Consider the following 16,533-nt stretch of genomic DNA (forward strand, 5'->3'; position numbering starts at 1 on the left):
GCTGTCGTCGGCCATCGTCGTCTCCACGTTCAGGTTGTCTTTCGCACTTTCAACCTTACCGGAGTTCGCGATGGCCTCCCATCTCTGACCCTCGATTTACACCACGTCGCTGGACTCTACCCGATCCCCGGACCGTTGACCCGCACTTGGGCGGGTTTCGGACGCCACTTAGGAAGCATGCGAAACTATTGGCCCGGCACCGCCCGACGACAGGCGCGGCAAATCCTGCCGCAGTGGGCCCGAGTATCGCATAGCACCGGACACCACCAGATTCCTCGGGCGATACCGCAAGCATCAGGCAGCTGAAAGCGTATCCATAGCTATGCATTGGAACCGGGACGCAAACACCGCGCGCCGTCGACCTGTTCGCCCCGTCATGAGCGGCGAAAGAAAAGGGAAACCGGCGTCGGATTTACTGCGCTTTTCCGATAGCCGAGGCCAGCCGAAGCATGCTTCACTTTCACCAGTTGGCAACGTAAGCTATCAATAATAATGCGGTAAATCACGGCCCCGAAGCATAGATCGGGACACTCCCGCCACCGGTTTTGCGCCGAGCCAGATTGTCACCTTTTCGATTTTGATAAACCTTGCCAGGAGGCCTCGTATCATGTCTCAAACGAACCAAACCGCCACCAGTGAAGCAGACCCGCTGCGCTCCATTTCCGATGCCATGCGCGACGCCGTAGACCAGGCGTCGGAAGACGCTGCGAAAGCGCGCGAAAAGCTGCGTGACGCAAGCGCGGGCGCCGCCAACTCCGTTTCGCGTTTCGCCTACACCAGCTCGTACATGATTTCGTACGGCATCGTCTATGCCACCGTCTTCGTTGCGAAATCGATCCCGCAAGACAACCCTATCGTGGAGGGTTTCATCGATGGCGGACGAGCTGCGCTGGACGCCCTCAACGAAGCCAAGGCGGTCTCGAGTCCGCTTGACGCCAGCAGCGAGGCCTGACCGTCGCCCCAACCCGCGGGCCCCGTGTTGGCGCGAAAGCCAACTGCGCAGCCCAGCACGCCAGTGACGACCGGCACTCGCAAGGGTAACGGCGCTGGCTGCCTCGTACTCAACCAGCGAGAGAAATCACCATGCGCGAGCGCGCCACGCCGGTCGATCTGTCCGGCCATGTCGACGTAGCGATCACTCTGCCCAGTCACGGCACTGTCCGCGTCTCCAGCCGTCTGTTGTTCGGGACACCCGACAACCCCCTGAGCCTCCGCTTTCTGAGACGTGCTTTCAGCGCGGAGATGCTGCGGAGCGTCACGATCGTCAATGGCCAGCAGGCGAGCGCGGATCTGCATTATGACCCGGCCCGTCATTCCGCCCGGGACGTTCTCGCAAGGGTTGCCGATTGCCTGGAACGGGAAGGCGCGGCGGCCCCCGACACAACGAAAGCCGAAGGTACCGGTAAACCGTCCCGCGCCGTCACGGTTGCGCCGATCGCCAGCGCCACCGACCGTCATGGAGTGATCCGCTATCACCGCTACGGTCATGTGGTGACCGGCTGGCAGGTCATTGCGCACAAACCCGGTTCCCTGAAACTGAAGAATCCCGCGCTGTACCGGCGCAGCGTGCTATGCGAAGCGATCGAGCGCGAATTGATCAGCGTACTGGGGGTCGACCGCTATCAGACCCATTCGCTGCGCTGTACCGTACAGATTCAGTACGACCCACGTCGCATCGGCGCGCTGAGCCTGATCGAGATCCTCGATGGCGCGTTGGCCGCCGCTGAACGTCAGGAAACGCTGGACAAGCTGGATCTGGATCTGACGATCTGCACGGTGTCGTTGCCGATCGCGGCGGCGGCCCAGTTTGCGGCGCCCGCACTGCTCCCCGTCGCGGCGGGTCTGTTCGCCTACACCGCGATTCCGTGCTTCCAGGGTGCCTGGGACGTCCTGTTCAAGGAACGCCGGCTGGGTATCGATGTACTCGATTCGATCGTCGTCCTGGGCTGTCTTGCCACTTTGCAGGTCTTCCCGGGTGCGGTCCTCGCGTGGTGTCTGTCCTTTGGCCGGCTGCTGGTCAAGAAAACCGAGGACAACTCGAAAAAGCTGCTGCTGAATGCCTTCGGCAAACAGCCACGCTTCGTCTGGCTGGTTCAGGACGGGGTCGAGATCGAGGTGCCGCTCGACCGCGTCGCGCAAGGCGACATCGTCGCCGTACACACCGGCGACATGGTCCCGGTCGACGGCCACATCGTCGAAGGGATGGCGATGATCGATCAGCATGCGCTGACCGGTGAGTCGACCCCGGCCGAAAAAGGTGTCGGCGATCGGGTTTACGCCTCGACGATACTGGTTGCCGGGAAGATCTTCGTGTCGGTCGAACAGGCCGGCAGCGAGACCGCCTCGGCCAAGATCAGCCAGATCCTCAACGACACTGCCGGCTACAAGCTGACCTCCCAGAACAAGGGCGAGCGTCTGGCCGACATGGCCGTCATCCCGACGCTTGCGGTGGGTGGCCTGGCCTACGCGATGATGGGTCCGTTCGGGGCCGTTGCCGTTCTGAACAGCGATCTCGGCACCGGCATCCGCATGGCCGCACCCCTGGCGATGCTGTCGTCGCTGGCGCTTTGTGCGCAGAACGGCATCCTGGTCAAGGACGGGCGTGCGCTCGAACTGATGAACGAGATCGACACGGTGCTGTTCGACAAGACCGGAACGCTGACCCGGGAACGTCCCGAGGTCGGCGACATTGTGACCGCGAACGGACACGCTGCGAACGATGTGCTGCGTTATGCGGCGGCCGCGGAGCGCAAGTTCCACCACCCGATCGCGCTGGCCATCCTCCACCGGGCACAGGAGCAGGGCCTGGATCTGCCGGCCACCGACGACACCCAGTATCAGGTGGGCTATGGGATCCGCGTCGTCGTGGAAGGCCGCACGATCCGGGTCGGCAGCAAACGCTACATGGAAATGGAGGGGCTCCCGATCCCGCCCTCGGTCGAGGCCAAACTCGATGCCGTGCACGCGGACGGCGATACCATGGTGATGGTCGGCATCGACGATCAGCTCGGCGGCGCGCTCGAATTGCGCGCGGCCCTGCGGGCCGAGGTCAAGGACATCATCGCCGGGTTGCGGCAACGCGGGATTAAGCATCTGGCGATCATCTCGGGCGATCACGAGGCACCGACCAAGCGGCTGGCCGAGGAACTCGGCATGGACCGCTACTTCGCGCAGGTGCTTCCGGCCGACAAGGCCGATTACGTCGAACGCTTGCAGCAGGAGGGGCGCAAGGTCTGTTTCGTCGGCGACGGCATCAACGACTCGATTGCGCTGAAGAAGGCGAATGTGTCGATCTCGCTGCGCGGCGCGACGTCGATCGCGACCGACACCGCCCATATCGTCTTTCTGGAACAAAGTCTCGGTAAACTGTGCGAACTGCGGGACATTTCGCGCGCACTCGATGCCAACATCGCCCGCAGCTGGGCGATGATCATCGCTCCGAACGTGGCTTGCGTGGCGGGTGTGTTCACACTGGGTTTCGGTATCGGCGCGTCGGTGCTGAGCAACAATGTCGCAGCGCTGGCCGCTCTGGCCAATGGCATCTGGCCGATGCGCAAGGTGGCGCTGCTCGAGGCCGAGCGTCGTCATCAACTGGAACTGGAATTGAAGGCCGCAGGCTACGATGCAGGATCGGAAGAAGAACGGCTGCTTCAAGAAGCGTGAAGCGACCAGCGGCGCGCTCCCGACGACGATGAGGCCGCGACGGGCCGCCAGTGAAGGCAGACACGGTAATCTCCAGCAGCAGAGGACTCACCGAACATGACGCAACAAGACGACATGCTTTCCGAAAAGACCCGCAGTCGCACGCGTCGCAGCCGCGCGACAGCGACCGCCCAGGCCGCCCCTGACACATCGGCCGCGGTTGCCGAAAGCGGCAGCACCACGGGCCCGCGATTCCATTTCTTCCTGATCGACTCCGGCTGGAATTCAGCCGCGGCCCGCGTCATCCGCGAGAACATCGAGATGATCACACGATTCCAGAACGACGACCCGCTGTTCATCCTCGATCAGGAGCAATCGACCGCGTTGATGCGTCGCCATCCGCACCTGATCGGCAAGGATCCCATCCTGCTCGCGCGTGACCTGCACGCCCGAGGCGCCAGCGGCGACGGCGAATATCACGGCTTTCACCTCAACATGGGCCTGGTCAAGGACCCGGTGACCGCCGTTGCCGGTTTGCGGAAGTTCCTGCACCTGCTCGCCGTGCATCGCCACGGCGCCAACATCGAGGACGTCGTCAAGGAGCAATTGCACCGCGCGGGCCTCAAGGGCGCCATCGAGATCCTGCGCGAAGGCGGCGAGGCGATGCTCGGCTGACCCCTGCGACATTCCCCAGTCCCGCGTCGACGGCAACGCTCGACTCGGCTCATTCCCGCTCAAGGCTTACGGAGATACCCGTGGAACAGTTCAATCACGCACTCACGACCGTTTTCGGCATCGCGTTGCTCGGCGCGCTGGGCTTCGAGATCAGTCGCCGGCGCCGCAAACTGCGCGATCTCTACAACGTACTCGATGCGGAAGACAAGCACGTCGTCGCGGAACTCGACGATCTGGTCGCCTCCGGCCGGCTGCAGCCCTATGTCGCCAACTGACCGATCATGACCGCGACTGCCACGGCGCATCGCCCACCCCAGATCCGAATCGAAGACACGCATCTGCAGATACAGGCGCCCGGGGCATTTGCAACCGGGCGGCTGGCTCAGACGCGTCACTTTGCCCGGCGGGTACTGGGCATGGCGGAAGTACGTTCGCTGAGCCTCGACCCGGCCCGCGGACAGGCCTGCCTGAGCTATCGCGTCGCGGCGGACGAGAAGACGGAATGGCTGCGGCGCCTCGCGGCCGCAGTGGGCGGCGAGGGACCCGTTCTTGCGGATGACGCGTTGCCCGCCTGGCCGGACGGCAGCGAAGTCACGCTGACCCGCAGCGACGATACGATCACGACACTCCGCACCATCGACTCGGGTCCCGATTGGCTGCGGGTCACCACCGGCAGCGGGTCGCCTCTGTCTCGGCAGGATGGACTGAAGGCCGCCCGGGCACTGGCGACCCGGCATGGCGTACTCGCCGCCGAAACCGAAGGGAACGGCATCGTGTCGCTGCACGTGCGCTTCGATCCGACGCAGATCCCGCGCGGCGCGGCGCTGCGCGCCATCGAGGAGGAACTGGCCGCAGTTCCATTGCTCAATGGCGTGCCGGAACAACCGCCGGTCGACTTCGGGCTCTCGAACACGACGCTCGGCCTCAGTACGGTCGGAGAGATCGTCCTGCCCGCCGCGACCCCCCTGGCTGCGGGGATTCTGGTAGCCAACAAGCTGAGCGTGATTCGCGATGCGGCCGTCGACCTGAGCCGCGGCCGGATCGGCGTGCCGCTGTTCGACACGGCCTTGCTGACCTGTTCGATCGTGACCGGACAGGTGCTCGCCTATGCGCTGACCGACTGGTCGCTGCGCTTCTGGCAACAGCGGCGGCGCCGCCAGTTGACCGACGAAACCCGCCGTCTGGCACACGAGGCCTCCGCCATACCCCCGCTCGCGCAACGTATCGAAACCGACAGCGGTGCGCTGCGCGAAGTATCGGTCACGCAGATCGTTCCCGGCGACCGCATCCGCGTCACCACCGGCCACCGGATACCCGCCGACGGGCGCGTCGTTGACGGCATCGCACTCGTGGACGCATTCCCTGGCAGCACGCAAGGCGCACCGATGCGACGTACCGTCGGCGACGCCGTGCTCGCAGGGTGCGTGGTACGCGCTGGCGAACTCGTCCTGCAGGCCGAACACACCGGGCCGAACACACATGCCGGCGCGCTGGTTGCCGCCATCAGGGAGGCGGCCGTCGCATTCCCGCGCGAAGCGACTCTGGAACGTCAGTCGGAGCAGCTCGCGGAGCGATCTGTCGTACCGACCCTGGCCACCGCCGGAGTCGGCTGGGCGGCAGGGGACCTGATCACGGTGGGTGCGATCCTGCATCAGGACTGGATCAGTGGGCCCGCGCTCGCTGTCCCGCTGCTGACGATCAAGCAGATGCGGGATGCGCTCGGCGCCGGCGTCCTGATTCGCAACCCGACGACCCTCCAACGCCTCGCGGAAAGCGATTTCCTCGTACTGGATGGTGATGAACCGGCCCTGGCCGCAACCGTCATGGAACTCACCCGAATCGACAGCGCCATTCCCGACGTCGACGAGGTTCTGCGGCAAGCGGCAGCGGCCGGGATATATCTGGGCGACGAGCGGGGCGAGGCGCTGACCGACGCTTGCCGCGCGCGCGGGCTCGCGGTGCGGCAGGCCGCGCTGGAGGACATCGCGCCCGGTCGAGTCGGTGTACGCCGCGGCCAACACCAGATCACGCTCGTCGATGATCCGAGCACGGACGCGGGTCCGACCGGGCTCCTGGTCGGGATCGACTCGCATGTGGTCGGCCGGCTCGGTTTCGGCCACGGTAAAGGTCTACGTGCCGCGGGTGCGGTGCAACGCCTCCGCGCGGCCGGGCTGCAGACGGGTGTCATCGCCAGCGCTCCGGATGCCTGGGCGGAGGCATTGGGACAAGGTCTGGGTACGGATCTGGCCGGAGGGCAACTGCAGGCGGCCGGCAAGCTGCGTTTCCTGGAGGGACTCCGCCGACGCGGACTGCGTCCGGTCTACGTCGGGCCACTACAGACCCATCCCGAGTTGTCCGCGGTGGCTCATGCGGTCGTGGATACCGGCGGACTCGGCACCCAGTCGACCCGGGCCGACGCGCTACTACTTGCCGGCAACTACGAGTCCCTGGCCGATCTCGTCGAACGTTCGCGGACGCATGAGCCGGCCATTCGGAGCTCGACGCGCATGGCCACGGTTCCCAACCTGCTGTGCGTGGCCGGCGCCTTCGCCGGTCTGCTGAATGGCATCACCGCCGGAATGATTGCCAACGTCGGCGTGCTGGCCGTGGACCGGGAGCTCCGCCGCCGTCTGAGGGCCAATTGACAACCGGCCGGCTGAACGCGAAACACCGCTGACCGCGAGCGATCGGCCGCAGCCAACAGCCCAGCCCCCAACCACCCGTTTTGCCAGATCGACATGAACCAGAAGCCCCGAACGCAGCGCCGCACCGCGAGCACGTCGCGCCGCGAGACAACTGCTCCCGAACCGCCTGCCGCAGCGGCACGCGCTGAAGCGGGACCCGTAAGCCCCCCCGAAACAGAAGCCACGCCACCCGGGCATGCGCCCGAGACCCCGCCGCTGGAGCATGCACTGGAGGCCCTGTCAGTCGACCACGAAACAGCCGAACGCCTGCAACGGCTGCCACGGGATGTCGGTTGGTTACTGATGACCGCCGGTGTCGTCGGCGTGGTGATGCCGGGCGTACTCGGCGTGCCGTTCCTGCTCATCGGCGGCCTGATCGTCAGTCCCGCGACGAACAAACACGCGGAGCGGTGGCTCAGCGGGCATGCGCCGGGCGTCTTCAAGGGCAGCATCCGTCAGATCAACCGCTTCCTCGATGATCTGGAACGCCGCTACCCGCGGCGATCGCGCAGTTAAACACCGGGCACCGACACGGATCCTGCCGGTGAGAGCGGTGCGTGGCATCTTGGGTGTCCTGCTCCTGGTTGCAGCGGGCAGCGGGATGCACGACAGTCCGCGGGCCCAGACCGCCGACCCGCTGGCAGAGCTGACCGACCGCTACCACCGGGACCGCCGTCGCCTGATCACCGAGAACCTCGCGTTGACGGCCGCCGAGTCACGGGCTTTCTGGCCCCTGTACGAGGAGTACGAGCGCGATCTCACCCGTCTGACCGAGCGCCGAAGAGCCTTGATCGCCGAGTTCGGCGAAAACTTTGACGCGATGTCGGACAACATGGCCAAAAAGATCCTGCTCAACCGCCTGAAGATCGAGGAGGAGCGCAACCGGCTCCGCCGCAGTTATCTGCCCCGATTCGAGAAGGTGCTGCCGATCCGCAAACTGGCGCGGTACTACCAGCTCGAATCGAAGATCCGCGCGGCAGTGGAGGCGGGTATCGCTGAGGAACTGCCGTTGCTGGAGTGACGTGAACACCGCATCGGGACACCCCTGCAACAACGACCGCGCCGCCCTGGTGCTGCTCGCCGCACTGACCGGGCCAGCGACAGCCACCCCGATACACTCACCACCTGCAACGGTCGCACCTCAGGCCCCGACCGACACGTCCCGCGCCGCGGACGCGGCCACGACGCCCGCAATGCAAAAGGACCGGCTGATCTGCTGCGCGAGTTTTCGCGAGTACGGCCGCATCGAAGCGAAGACCTTGTGGAACCGGGCGCGGACCCGTGCCCGGTCGTCCGACACACCTCCGCCGACCCGAACCTTTGTGGCGCGCAACGACCTTACCGCCCTCGCACAGGAACAGGCGACGGATGCGAGGGAGACCTTTTTTCGCGGCCGCTACAACCGGTCCCGGGCACGCTTGCCGGAGAATATCGAACGCTGGCGTTCCCAACCGGACATCGCCAACCCCGGCCCCGACCTCGCCAATTTCCCGAACAGCGCCTTCACGCTACCGGCCGGACGCGCCTACATCGAGATGTCGCCATTGACGTTCTACGGTACCGCGGCAGGACAACCGGTCCAGTACAACGCCGAATACCTGTTGCGTTACGGCCTGACCGATGACATCGAGCTCCGCCTGTTCGGCAATGGCCCGAGTTGGATGGGCGGTGCCAGGAGCTCCGCGGGCTTTGCGCCCATCGCCTTCGACACCAAGATCCAGCTCTGGACCGAGAAACCCGACTATTACCTCCCGGCGGCCGGATTCGAAGCCTACCTGCTGACTCAGTGGTTCGGATCCGCCCCGTTCAATGCCGGCACCCAACCCTCGTTCACGTTCAACTTCGACCAATCCCTGCCGTTCGAGATCGACTTCGAATACAACCTCGGCGCCACGCGGGTACAGGCCAGCGACGGTGTCAACGTCTGGGAGTTCAGTTTCCAGTGGGCCCTGCAACGCGACCTGTTCGACGAGGACTTCGCCGTATTCATCCACGGCTTCTATAACGCGATGTCGCTGCCGCGACTGCCCAACGTGACCGTGCCGCGGAGTTTCTACGACGACGTCAAGCAGAATGCGGTTGGCGCCGGTTTCATCTGGACCGCCAACCGGCGTTTCGCGCTGTACGGTCAGGTCAGCGCCGGTACGACGAAGTTCACGCCCTCGACGATCAGCATGCTCGGGTTCGCCGTGTCGTTCTGACCCACCATGCAGGCGTTTAGTGCGCACAGCGCACAGCAGGCGCATCTCGTACGCCGCGCATTGACGCGAATCGTCACCCGCCCCGCCTTTGCGAATACGCGCCCTACATTGCATCGCATCGCCCTCTGCAGGGAGTCCACCGATTTTGTCGGGTGCACCCTGGCCCAGCGCCACCTGCTCGCTCGAACCAAACCACACGCCACCGGTGGCGAAACTGTTCGCTGGCGTGCGCTTTCGTGGGTAAAATCGACGCCCACCGACCCCAACCGGTTTCGCCGCGGTGAGGCTCGAACCCGGCGGCTCCGCAGCTTGGCCCGGTCTGCGTCCGCGCCGAGACGCGCTTTGACGCGCTGGTTCGACGACTGGCGTGGACTTTTGCCTGACCCATAACGAGTGGAGGAGATCGTTGATGCAGATCGGGATACCCAAAGAGATACACGCCGGTGAGAAGCGTGTCGCGACCACGCCCGACGTGGCCGAGAAACTGATGAAGCTGGGCTTCAGGGTCGCCATTCAGACCGGCGCCGGCGAACACGCCGACTTGCCCGACGATGCATTTCGCCAGGTCGGCGTGACCATCGTCGACGATGCGAAGACGCTGTGGAAAACGTCGGACATCATTCTGAAGGTGCGAGCGCCCGAAAGTCAGCCTGAGGTCGCGGCAGACGAAGTCGAATTGCTGCGCGAGGGCAACTGTCTGATCAGCTTCATCTGGCCGGCCCAGCATCCCGAACTGATGGACCGGCTCGCCGCCAAGAAGGCGACCGTGCTGGCCATGGACAGCGTACCGCGCATCTCCCGGGCGCAGAAGCTCGACGCGCTGAGTTCCATGGCGAACATCGCCGGATACCGGGCCGTGATCGAGGCAGCCCACCATTTCGGTCGCTTCTTCACCGGTCAGATCACGGCCGCAGGCAAGGTGCCGCCGGCCAAGGTCTTCATCATCGGCGCGGGCGTGGCCGGGCTGGCGGCATTGGGCGCCGCCGGCGGGCTCGGCGCGATCGTGCGGTCGACCGACACTCGCCCGGAGGTCAAGGACCAGGTCAAGAGCATGGGCGCCGAGTTCATCGAGGTCGACTACCAGGAGGAAGGTGGCGGCGTCGGCGGCTATGCCAAGCTCATGAGCGAGGGCTACCAGAAGGCCCAGCGCGAGATGATCGCGCGTCAGTGCATCGAATGCGACATCGTCATCACGACCGCGCTGATTCCGGGCAAACCCGCGCCCAAACTGATCTCGGCCGGCATGGTCGAGTCGATGAAGGACGGCAGCGTCATCGTCGACATGGCGGCCGAACAGGGCGGCAACTGCGAACTGACCGTCCCGGGCCAGGTCGTCGTCCGCCACGGCGTCACCATCATTGGCTACACCGATCTGCCGAGCCGCCTCGCACGCCAGTCCAGCCAGCTTTATGCGACCAACCTCCTGCGGTTGATCGAGGAGCTGTGTCCCGGCAAGGACGGCACGCTGAACGTCAATATGGATGACGAGGTCATCCGCGGCACCACCGTGATCAAGGAAGGCAGCATCACCTGGCCACCGCCACCGCCCAAGATTTCGGCGACACCGGCACCCAAGATGGCGACCCCTGCGGGGCCTGTCGTCACCGCGAAAGAGAAGGACAAGGCCATGCCGACCTGGCTGTCGGCGACGCTGACGATCGGCATCGCCGCACTGGTGTTCGGCTTCATCGGCGCGACGGCACCGGCCGCGTTCCTGGAGCATTTCACGGTGTTCGTGCTGGCCTGCTTCGTCGGCTACATGGTCATCTGGAACGTGACGCCGGCGTTGCACACCCCGCTGATGAGCGTGACCAACGCGATCAGCAGCATCATCGCGATCGGTGCGCTGATCCAGATTTCCTCCCCGGGCACGCTGATGCTCGTGCTGGCAGGACTCGCGGTCGTACTGACCAGTATCAACATGGCCGGCGGCTTTGCGGTCACCCAGCGCATGCTGCGCATGTTCAGGAAATAAGGGGAGCATCATGAACGAAGGTTTGATGACGGTTTCGTATATCGGAGCCACCATCCTGTTCATCCTGAGCCTGGGCGGCCTCAGCAATCCGGAAACCGCGCGGCGCGGCAATCTGTATGGCATGGTCGGGATGGCCATCGCGATCCTCGCAACCGTTCTGGGCCCGAAGGTCACGAGCTACCTGCCGATCCTGATCGCGATGGCGGTCGGCGGCGGCATTGGGCTGTTCGCGGCGGCCAAGGTCAAAATGACCGAGATGCCGGAGCTGGTCGCGCTGATGCACAGCCTGGTCGGCCTCGCCGCGGTGCTGGTCGGCTACGCGAACTTCTTCGATACGACGATCAAGCTTGAAGGGGTCGAGAAGACGATCCACGAAGTCGAGATGTACATCGGCATCCTGATTGGCGCCGTGACTTTCTCGGGGTCGGTGATCGCGTTCGGCAAGCTGTCCGGAAAGATCAGCGGCAAGCCGATGCTGCTTCCGGCCCGGCATTGGCTGAATCTGGCCGGACTGATCGGCGTCATCTATGTCGGCGCACTGTTCCTGCATGCGGAAGGTCAGGCAGCCCTGATCTACCTCGGCATCATGACGGGGATCGCGCTGCTGTTCGGCATCCACATGGTCATGGCCATCGGGGGCGCCGACATGCCGGTGGTCGTCTCGATGCTGAACAGCTATTCCGGCTGGGCCGCTTCCGCGACGGGCTTCATGTTGTCGAACGACCTGCTGATCGTGACCGGCGCGCTGGTCGGCTCATCCGGTGCGATCCTGTCCTACATCATGTGCCGCGCGATGAACCGGCACTTTCTGTCGGTCATCGCCGGAGGTTTCGGCACCGAAGGCGGCGCCCCGGCCGCTGGCGGCATGCAGCCGGAAGGTGAAGTGCAGCCGATCAGTGCGGCGGACACGGCCGAACTGCTGCGCGACGCGGGCCATGTCATCATCGTGCCGGGTTACGGCATGGCGGTCGCCCAGGCCCAGCACACGGTGTTCGAGATCACCAAGCTGTTGCGCGACAAGGGCGTCGACGTTCGCTTCGCCATCCACCCGGTCGCGGGGCGAATGCCGGGCCACATGAATGTGCTGCTGGCCGAGGCGAAAGTACCTTACGACATCGTCATGGAGATGGACGAGATCAACGACGACTTTCCCGAGACCGACGTCGCAATGGTCATCGGCGCCAATGACATCGTGAACCCGGCGGCACAGGAAGACCCGAACAGCCCCATTGCCGGCATGCCCGTGCTGGAAGTCTGGAAGGCGAAAACCTCGATCGTCATGAAGCGTTCGATGGCATCGGGCTATGCTGGTGTAGACAACCCGCTGTTCTACAAGGACAACAACCGAATGTTGTTCGGGGACGCCAAGAAGATGCTGGATGAAGTGCTGAGTGCATTGAAGGCCGGGTAAGCGGCCAGCCCCCCACCGCGGGGCGGCCCTGCCGCCCCGACGACAGTCACGAGTCGCACGCATGCGAATTCCGTTATCGACGCGGCGCTCCTCGCAGCGCAAGCAGTGGCTGGCCACCGCCAGGAAGGTCTTCTACGGCCTTTTGGCGGTGATTGCCGCCGCGTTGTTTTTCGCGTTCGACATCACCTGGCCGATCCTTGAAGAGGTTCTCATCACGGCGATCGAGTTCGCCGAACAGGAACTCGAGCACATCTTTAGCGAGACACTTGGGTTCGGCCACTACTATGGCCAGGTCGCGACGGCCTGGACAGGGCTTTTCGTCTTTCTGGCCCTGCTCTTCATCTCGATTCGGCGCGGCATGCGACTCGCTCGCGCGGCAAAGGCGCAATGGCCAACCTGGCGCGAGCAGAGAAAGGAACAAGCCCTGGGCTGGTGGCAGCAGGCGCTCGATCGGTTCAACCGCTGGTGGCAGCCTCTGAGCCTGCCAAGGAAGATCGCCGCCGGCACGGCGGCGATCCTGATCACCGTGCCTGTGGCCTGGATACTCGCGGTCGTGCTGACGACGCTGATCCTCGCGCTGCTCGGCTTTTAGCGGCCGGTCTCAGCCGAAATGGCAGATATAGTTCACGACGTCGAGCGCTTCGATATCAAAGCGACTGTCGGCAGGAACGGAGAACGACTGTCCAGCGGAGTAGGACGTCCATTCGCTCTGTCCGTCCAGACGCACGCGGCAGGCTCCGCCGGTGATTTCCATGGTTTCCGGGGCGCCAGTGCTGAAAGTCAGCGTCGACGGCAACAACACGCCCAGCGTCTTGCGGCTGCCGTCGCCGAGGATCACGGTATGGCTGACGCACTTGCCGTCGAAATAAACATTGGCCTGCGTCAGTACGCTGACATTGTCGAATTGGCTCATGGGGAACTCCATTGATGACGAGCGCGCATTATAGCGATCCTCCGGGGCGCGCCTCTTGCTCCTGATCCACCCTGCCAACCGACATCGGTCTCTCTCCATCCAACCCCGCCGCAACACATGCCAGCCCCCCCCGAGAACGCTCAAGGCCACGCACTGGCCCGTTTTTTCGAGCAAACGCACCTACCGATCCCCGACACAGGGTCGATCCTGGCAATACGCAGCACCTCGACCGCAGGTCTATCAGAGTTCGAAACCGAGCGGATCACCTGCCTGCAGACCGAGCGCCGACACGCGGCGGCGCTCGAGCGCGCCGGGCTGGCGGTCGTCAGCGAGGCATCAGGCTCCTTCGCCCTGTGTCTGATCGAAGCCACGCGGGACCGGGAAGAGAACCTGTATCACATCGCGCTGGGCTGGTCGCTGCTCGCCCCTGGCGGCATGCTCGTCCTCACCGCCGCCAACTCGCTCGGCGGAGAGTCGCTGGGGAAAAAGCTGCGGGACTGCGGCTTGCCGGTCGCCAGTGTCTATTCGAAGGCGAAATGCCGGGTCATCGCGCTCGCCCGTCCCCTGGGCTGCGACGCGCCGCCCCCACCCGAATGGCTGGCACTGGGCGCCTTCAAGGAGATTCCCGGCGCCGGACTCGTGGCCGGTCCGGGCATGTTCTCGGCCCATGCGATCGATGCCGGCACCCGGTTGCTGTGCGATGCGCTCGACGGTCCGCTGACCGGATGGGGTGCGGATTTCGGCGCCGGCTACGGCGCGTTGAGCCGGCACGTGCTGGGGCGTTCTCCCGAACTCCGCGCACTCGACCTCTACGAGTCGGAAGCGAAGGCGCTCGCCGCCGCACGGCGCAATCTCGTTGCCTGGGAAGACCGAGTGGAACTTCGGTACCACTGGAGCGACCTGACGGCGACTCTGCCGACGCAACGCTACGACTGGATCGTCATGAATCCGCCGTTTCATTCCGGTTCCGCGACCGAGCCAGCGCTGGGGCAGCAGTTCATCGCGACTGCCGCGAACAGCCTGCGCCCACGCGGCACCCTGTGGCTCGTCGCCAATCGCCATTTGCCCTATGAGACCCTCCTGGCGAGTCGCTTCTCTCACGTCGTCGACCTCGGTCAAACGGCAGGCTACAAGGTTTACCGGGCGTCTCATCCGCTCGATATGCGACACAACGAGCGCTCGCCGCGGACGACACTGCAGCGCGGCCGACACCGCGCCGGCTGACAGGGAAACTCTGAACAAGAGCCGTCGTGTCTTTGTTCAGCGCCGGTGAGCCACAACAGGGCCTCACCTCACAGGATCAAACGTTCGTAACGTTGGTTCCTGGCGATCGGTCCCTGCCGCGCGGGAAGCGCTGAACTGATAAGGACTTCCCAGGGAGATCGGTTGACCTCGTATCGTTCCGATACGTAGAATGAGGCGGTCGCCGGGCGTACGGACAGCTCGGCAACACGACCAACCGCAAACCCGTTGCGGCCGCTCAGGTCATCCAATGCCTGCATCAGGCCCAGTTTTCCTGCCGGGGGTCCAGCGCACGGAGTTACCCACGCCGAATCCGCGCCGAATTCGGATGCAGCGAAGCGGGACGCACAAGGCTTCGTGAGTCGGCGGGGTAAGTCCATGTCTTTTTTCCGCTCCACCCGGCGCGCGAAAATCGGATACCATTGTGGCTGGCCAAACATGTCTTCGTACCCCTAGCGATGTCTACTCAGCCCAGGACCGCGGCGGTCGAGCGCAATACGCTCGAAACGCAGATCGCCGTCCGTCTGAACCTCGATGGAACCGGCGTCTCCGCGCTGCGCACGGGCGTCCCCTTCCTCGAGCACATGCTCGATCAGGTGGCCCGCCATGGTCTGATCGACCTTGACATCGCCGCCACGGGCGATTTGCACATCGACGCCCACCACACGGTCGAAGACGTCGGCATCACCGTCGGTCAAGCCGTCAGTCGGGCGCTGGGCACGAAACAGGGCATCCGTCGCTACGGCCATGCTTACGTCGCACTGGACGAAGCCCTGACCCGGGTCACGATCGACCTCTCGGGCCGGTCTGGACTGTGGTACGAAGTCACTTTCCCGCGGGCACGGATCGGCGATTTCGATGTCGATCTGCTGCTGGAATTCTTCCGCGGCTTCGTGAATCACGCCCAGGTCACCCTGCACATCGACAATCTCAAGGGCACGAACGCGCACCACATCGCCGAAACGATCTTCAAGGCATTCGGACGCGCGCTGCGGATGGCGGCCGAACCCGACACCCGGATGCAAGGCGTGTTGCCGAGCACCAAGGGCGCCCTCTGAACCCACGCCGCTCCCAGACCTTCGCACTCCCCCGGACATGTCTACCGTCGCCGTAATCGATTACGGAATGGGCAATCTCCATTCCATCGCCAAAGCGCTGCAGCATGCCGACCCATCGGTCATCGTGACCGTGACGGCTGACCGCGAGACGATCCTGCAGGCCGATCGCGTGGTGTTCCCCGGCGTCGGTGCGATCCGCGACTGCATGGCGGCGCTGCAACGCCTGCGACTCGACGCGGTGATTCGCGAAGCCGCGGCCGAGAAGCCATTGCTCGGAATCTGCCTCGGGATGCAGGCCCTGCTCGACTCGAGCGAAGAAAACGGCGGCACCCCCTGTCTCGGGCTGATTCCCGGACGGGTCGTCCGCTTTGCCGAATCGACCGGCAACGCGTCGTACAGCCAACAGGAGTTGAAGGTGCCGCACATGGGCTGGAACCGGGTCCACCCGCTGCATGCGCACCCGGTCTGGGATGGGCTGGGGCGGGACCGCTGGTTCTATTTCGTCCACAGCTATTACGCGCAGCCGACGGATCCCCGCTGCATCGCCGCCACGACCGACTACCCCGAGCCGTTTGCTTCGGCGGTGGCGAAAGGTAACATGATCGCGGTGCAGTTCCATCCGGAGAAAAGCCAGGCCGACGGTCTCCGGCTACTGGCCAACTTCCTGCGCTGGCAGCCCGAACCCTGACCCTGCTTTGCACCCCCCGCACCCCCCAATGAACGGCTGATCGA

15 protein-coding genes are annotated in these 16,533 nt (G+C 64.6%); 14 read left to right on the forward strand and 1 reads right to left on the reverse strand.

The window, feature by feature from the left end:
• The first annotated feature begins 607 nt into the window (after positions 1 to 607).
• The 11 genes from BWR02_RS18680 (at position 608) to BWR02_RS18730 (ending at position 13,180) form a co-directional block, all read left to right on the forward strand.
• The gene (locus BWR02_RS18680; RefSeq protein ID WP_236102425.1) at positions 608 to 952 is read left to right on the forward strand and encodes a hypothetical protein; all 345 of its coding nucleotides are present in this window, start codon (positions 608 to 610) and stop codon (positions 950 to 952) included.
• Between the two features lie 131 nt (positions 953 to 1,083).
• Positions 1,084 to 3,663, forward strand: a complete 2,580-nt coding sequence (locus BWR02_RS18685; protein WP_236102427.1) for a heavy metal translocating P-type ATPase — start codon at positions 1,084 to 1,086, stop codon at positions 3,661 to 3,663.
• Between the two features lie 96 nt (positions 3,664 to 3,759).
• Complete coding sequence (locus BWR02_RS18690; RefSeq protein WP_139559431.1) at positions 3,760 to 4,317, forward strand: hypothetical protein; 558 nt, start codon at positions 3,760 to 3,762, stop codon at positions 4,315 to 4,317.
• Between the two features lie 80 nt (positions 4,318 to 4,397).
• Positions 4,398 to 4,592: a hypothetical protein gene (locus BWR02_RS18695; protein ID WP_129883211.1), complete on the forward strand. Its 195-nt coding sequence runs from the start codon at positions 4,398 to 4,400 to the stop codon at positions 4,590 to 4,592.
• A 6-nt stretch (positions 4,593 to 4,598) separates the two neighbouring features.
• Positions 4,599 to 6,962: a P-type ATPase actuator domain-containing protein gene (locus BWR02_RS18700; RefSeq protein WP_139559432.1), complete on the forward strand. Its 2,364-nt coding sequence runs from the start codon at positions 4,599 to 4,601 to the stop codon at positions 6,960 to 6,962.
• Between the two features lie 93 nt (positions 6,963 to 7,055).
• Positions 7,056 to 7,517, forward strand: coding sequence for a hypothetical protein (locus BWR02_RS18705; RefSeq protein WP_139559433.1), 462 nt, complete (start codon positions 7,056 to 7,058; stop codon positions 7,515 to 7,517).
• A 37-nt stretch (positions 7,518 to 7,554) separates the two neighbouring features.
• Positions 7,555 to 8,022 carry a hypothetical protein gene (locus BWR02_RS18710; protein ID WP_162560236.1) on the forward strand — a complete coding sequence of 156 codons (468 nt, stop codon included), beginning with the start codon at positions 7,555 to 7,557 and terminating at the stop codon, positions 8,020 to 8,022.
• Position 8,023: 1 nt separating this feature from the next.
• Positions 8,024 to 9,202 (forward strand): transporter, encoded by a 1,179-nt coding sequence (locus tag BWR02_RS18715; RefSeq protein WP_201276328.1) that lies wholly within the window; start codon positions 8,024 to 8,026, stop codon positions 9,200 to 9,202.
• Between the two features lie 409 nt (positions 9,203 to 9,611).
• Positions 9,612 to 11,177, forward strand: a complete 1,566-nt coding sequence (locus tag BWR02_RS18720) for a Re/Si-specific NAD(P)(+) transhydrogenase subunit alpha (RefSeq protein WP_139559435.1) — start codon at positions 9,612 to 9,614, stop codon at positions 11,175 to 11,177.
• A 10-nt stretch (positions 11,178 to 11,187) separates the two neighbouring features.
• Positions 11,188 to 12,588 carry a Re/Si-specific NAD(P)(+) transhydrogenase subunit beta gene (pntB, locus tag BWR02_RS18725; RefSeq protein ID WP_139559436.1) on the forward strand — a complete coding sequence of 467 codons (1,401 nt, stop codon included), beginning with the start codon at positions 11,188 to 11,190 and terminating at the stop codon, positions 12,586 to 12,588.
• A gap of 61 nt (positions 12,589 to 12,649) precedes the next feature.
• Positions 12,650 to 13,180: a hypothetical protein gene (locus tag BWR02_RS18730; RefSeq protein ID WP_139559437.1), complete on the forward strand. Its 531-nt coding sequence runs from the start codon at positions 12,650 to 12,652 to the stop codon at positions 13,178 to 13,180.
• A 9-nt stretch (positions 13,181 to 13,189) separates the two neighbouring features.
• Here the strand turns inward: BWR02_RS18730 and ppnP are convergent, their stop codons facing one another.
• Positions 13,190 to 13,501 carry a pyrimidine/purine nucleoside phosphorylase gene (gene ppnP / locus BWR02_RS18735; protein ID WP_139559438.1) on the reverse strand — a complete coding sequence of 104 codons (312 nt, stop codon included), beginning with the start codon at positions 13,499 to 13,501 and terminating at the stop codon, positions 13,190 to 13,192.
• A 117-nt stretch (positions 13,502 to 13,618) separates the two neighbouring features.
• Here ppnP and BWR02_RS18740 point away from each other — a divergent pair, with 117 nt between their 5' ends.
• From BWR02_RS18740 to hisH, 3 genes are all read left to right on the forward strand, one after another.
• Positions 13,619 to 14,725, forward strand: coding sequence for a class I SAM-dependent methyltransferase (locus tag BWR02_RS18740; RefSeq protein WP_139559439.1), 1,107 nt, complete (start codon positions 13,619 to 13,621; stop codon positions 14,723 to 14,725).
• A 476-nt stretch (positions 14,726 to 15,201) separates the two neighbouring features.
• Positions 15,202 to 15,801, forward strand: a complete 600-nt coding sequence (gene hisB / locus BWR02_RS18745) for an imidazoleglycerol-phosphate dehydratase HisB (RefSeq protein ID WP_139559440.1) — start codon at positions 15,202 to 15,204, stop codon at positions 15,799 to 15,801.
• A 37-nt stretch (positions 15,802 to 15,838) separates the two neighbouring features.
• Positions 15,839 to 16,489, forward strand: a complete 651-nt coding sequence (hisH, locus tag BWR02_RS18750) for an imidazole glycerol phosphate synthase subunit HisH (protein ID WP_139559441.1) — start codon at positions 15,839 to 15,841, stop codon at positions 16,487 to 16,489.
• The last annotated feature ends 44 nt before the right edge of the window (positions 16,490 to 16,533 follow it).

Origin of the sequence: Methylotetracoccus oryzae (genome assembly GCF_006175985.1) — a bacterium.
GTDB classification, from domain to species: domain Bacteria; phylum Pseudomonadota; class Gammaproteobacteria; order Methylococcales; family Methylococcaceae; genus Methylotetracoccus; species Methylotetracoccus oryzae.

What these genes read in the sequence shown, in the direction of transcription:
- BWR02_RS18680 (WP_236102425.1), top strand. Translation starts at nt 608, where the DNA reads ATGTCTCAAACGAACCAAACCGCCACCAGTGAAGCAGACCCGCTGCGC.
- BWR02_RS18685 (WP_236102427.1), top strand. Translation starts at nt 1,084, where the DNA reads ATGCGCGAGCGCGCCACGCCGGTCGATCTGTCCGGCCATGTCGACGTA.
- BWR02_RS18690 (WP_139559431.1), top strand. Translation starts at nt 3,760, where the DNA reads ATGACGCAACAAGACGACATGCTTTCCGAAAAGACCCGCAGTCGCACG.
- BWR02_RS18700 (WP_139559432.1), top strand. Translation starts at nt 4,599, where the DNA reads ATGACCGCGACTGCCACGGCGCATCGCCCACCCCAGATCCGAATCGAA.
- BWR02_RS18705 (WP_139559433.1), top strand. Translation starts at nt 7,056, where the DNA reads ATGAACCAGAAGCCCCGAACGCAGCGCCGCACCGCGAGCACGTCGCGC.
- BWR02_RS18720 (WP_139559435.1), top strand. Translation starts at nt 9,612, where the DNA reads ATGCAGATCGGGATACCCAAAGAGATACACGCCGGTGAGAAGCGTGTC.
- pntB (WP_139559436.1), top strand. Translation starts at nt 11,188, where the DNA reads ATGAACGAAGGTTTGATGACGGTTTCGTATATCGGAGCCACCATCCTG.
- BWR02_RS18730 (WP_139559437.1), top strand. Translation starts at nt 12,650, where the DNA reads ATGCGAATTCCGTTATCGACGCGGCGCTCCTCGCAGCGCAAGCAGTGG.
- ppnP (WP_139559438.1), bottom strand. Translation starts at nt 13,501, where the DNA reads ATGAGCCAATTCGACAATGTCAGCGTACTGACGCAGGCCAATGTTTAT.
- BWR02_RS18740 (WP_139559439.1), top strand. Translation starts at nt 13,619, where the DNA reads ATGCCAGCCCCCCCCGAGAACGCTCAAGGCCACGCACTGGCCCGTTTT.
- hisB (WP_139559440.1), top strand. Translation starts at nt 15,202, where the DNA reads ATGTCTACTCAGCCCAGGACCGCGGCGGTCGAGCGCAATACGCTCGAA.
- hisH (WP_139559441.1), top strand. Translation starts at nt 15,839, where the DNA reads ATGTCTACCGTCGCCGTAATCGATTACGGAATGGGCAATCTCCATTCC.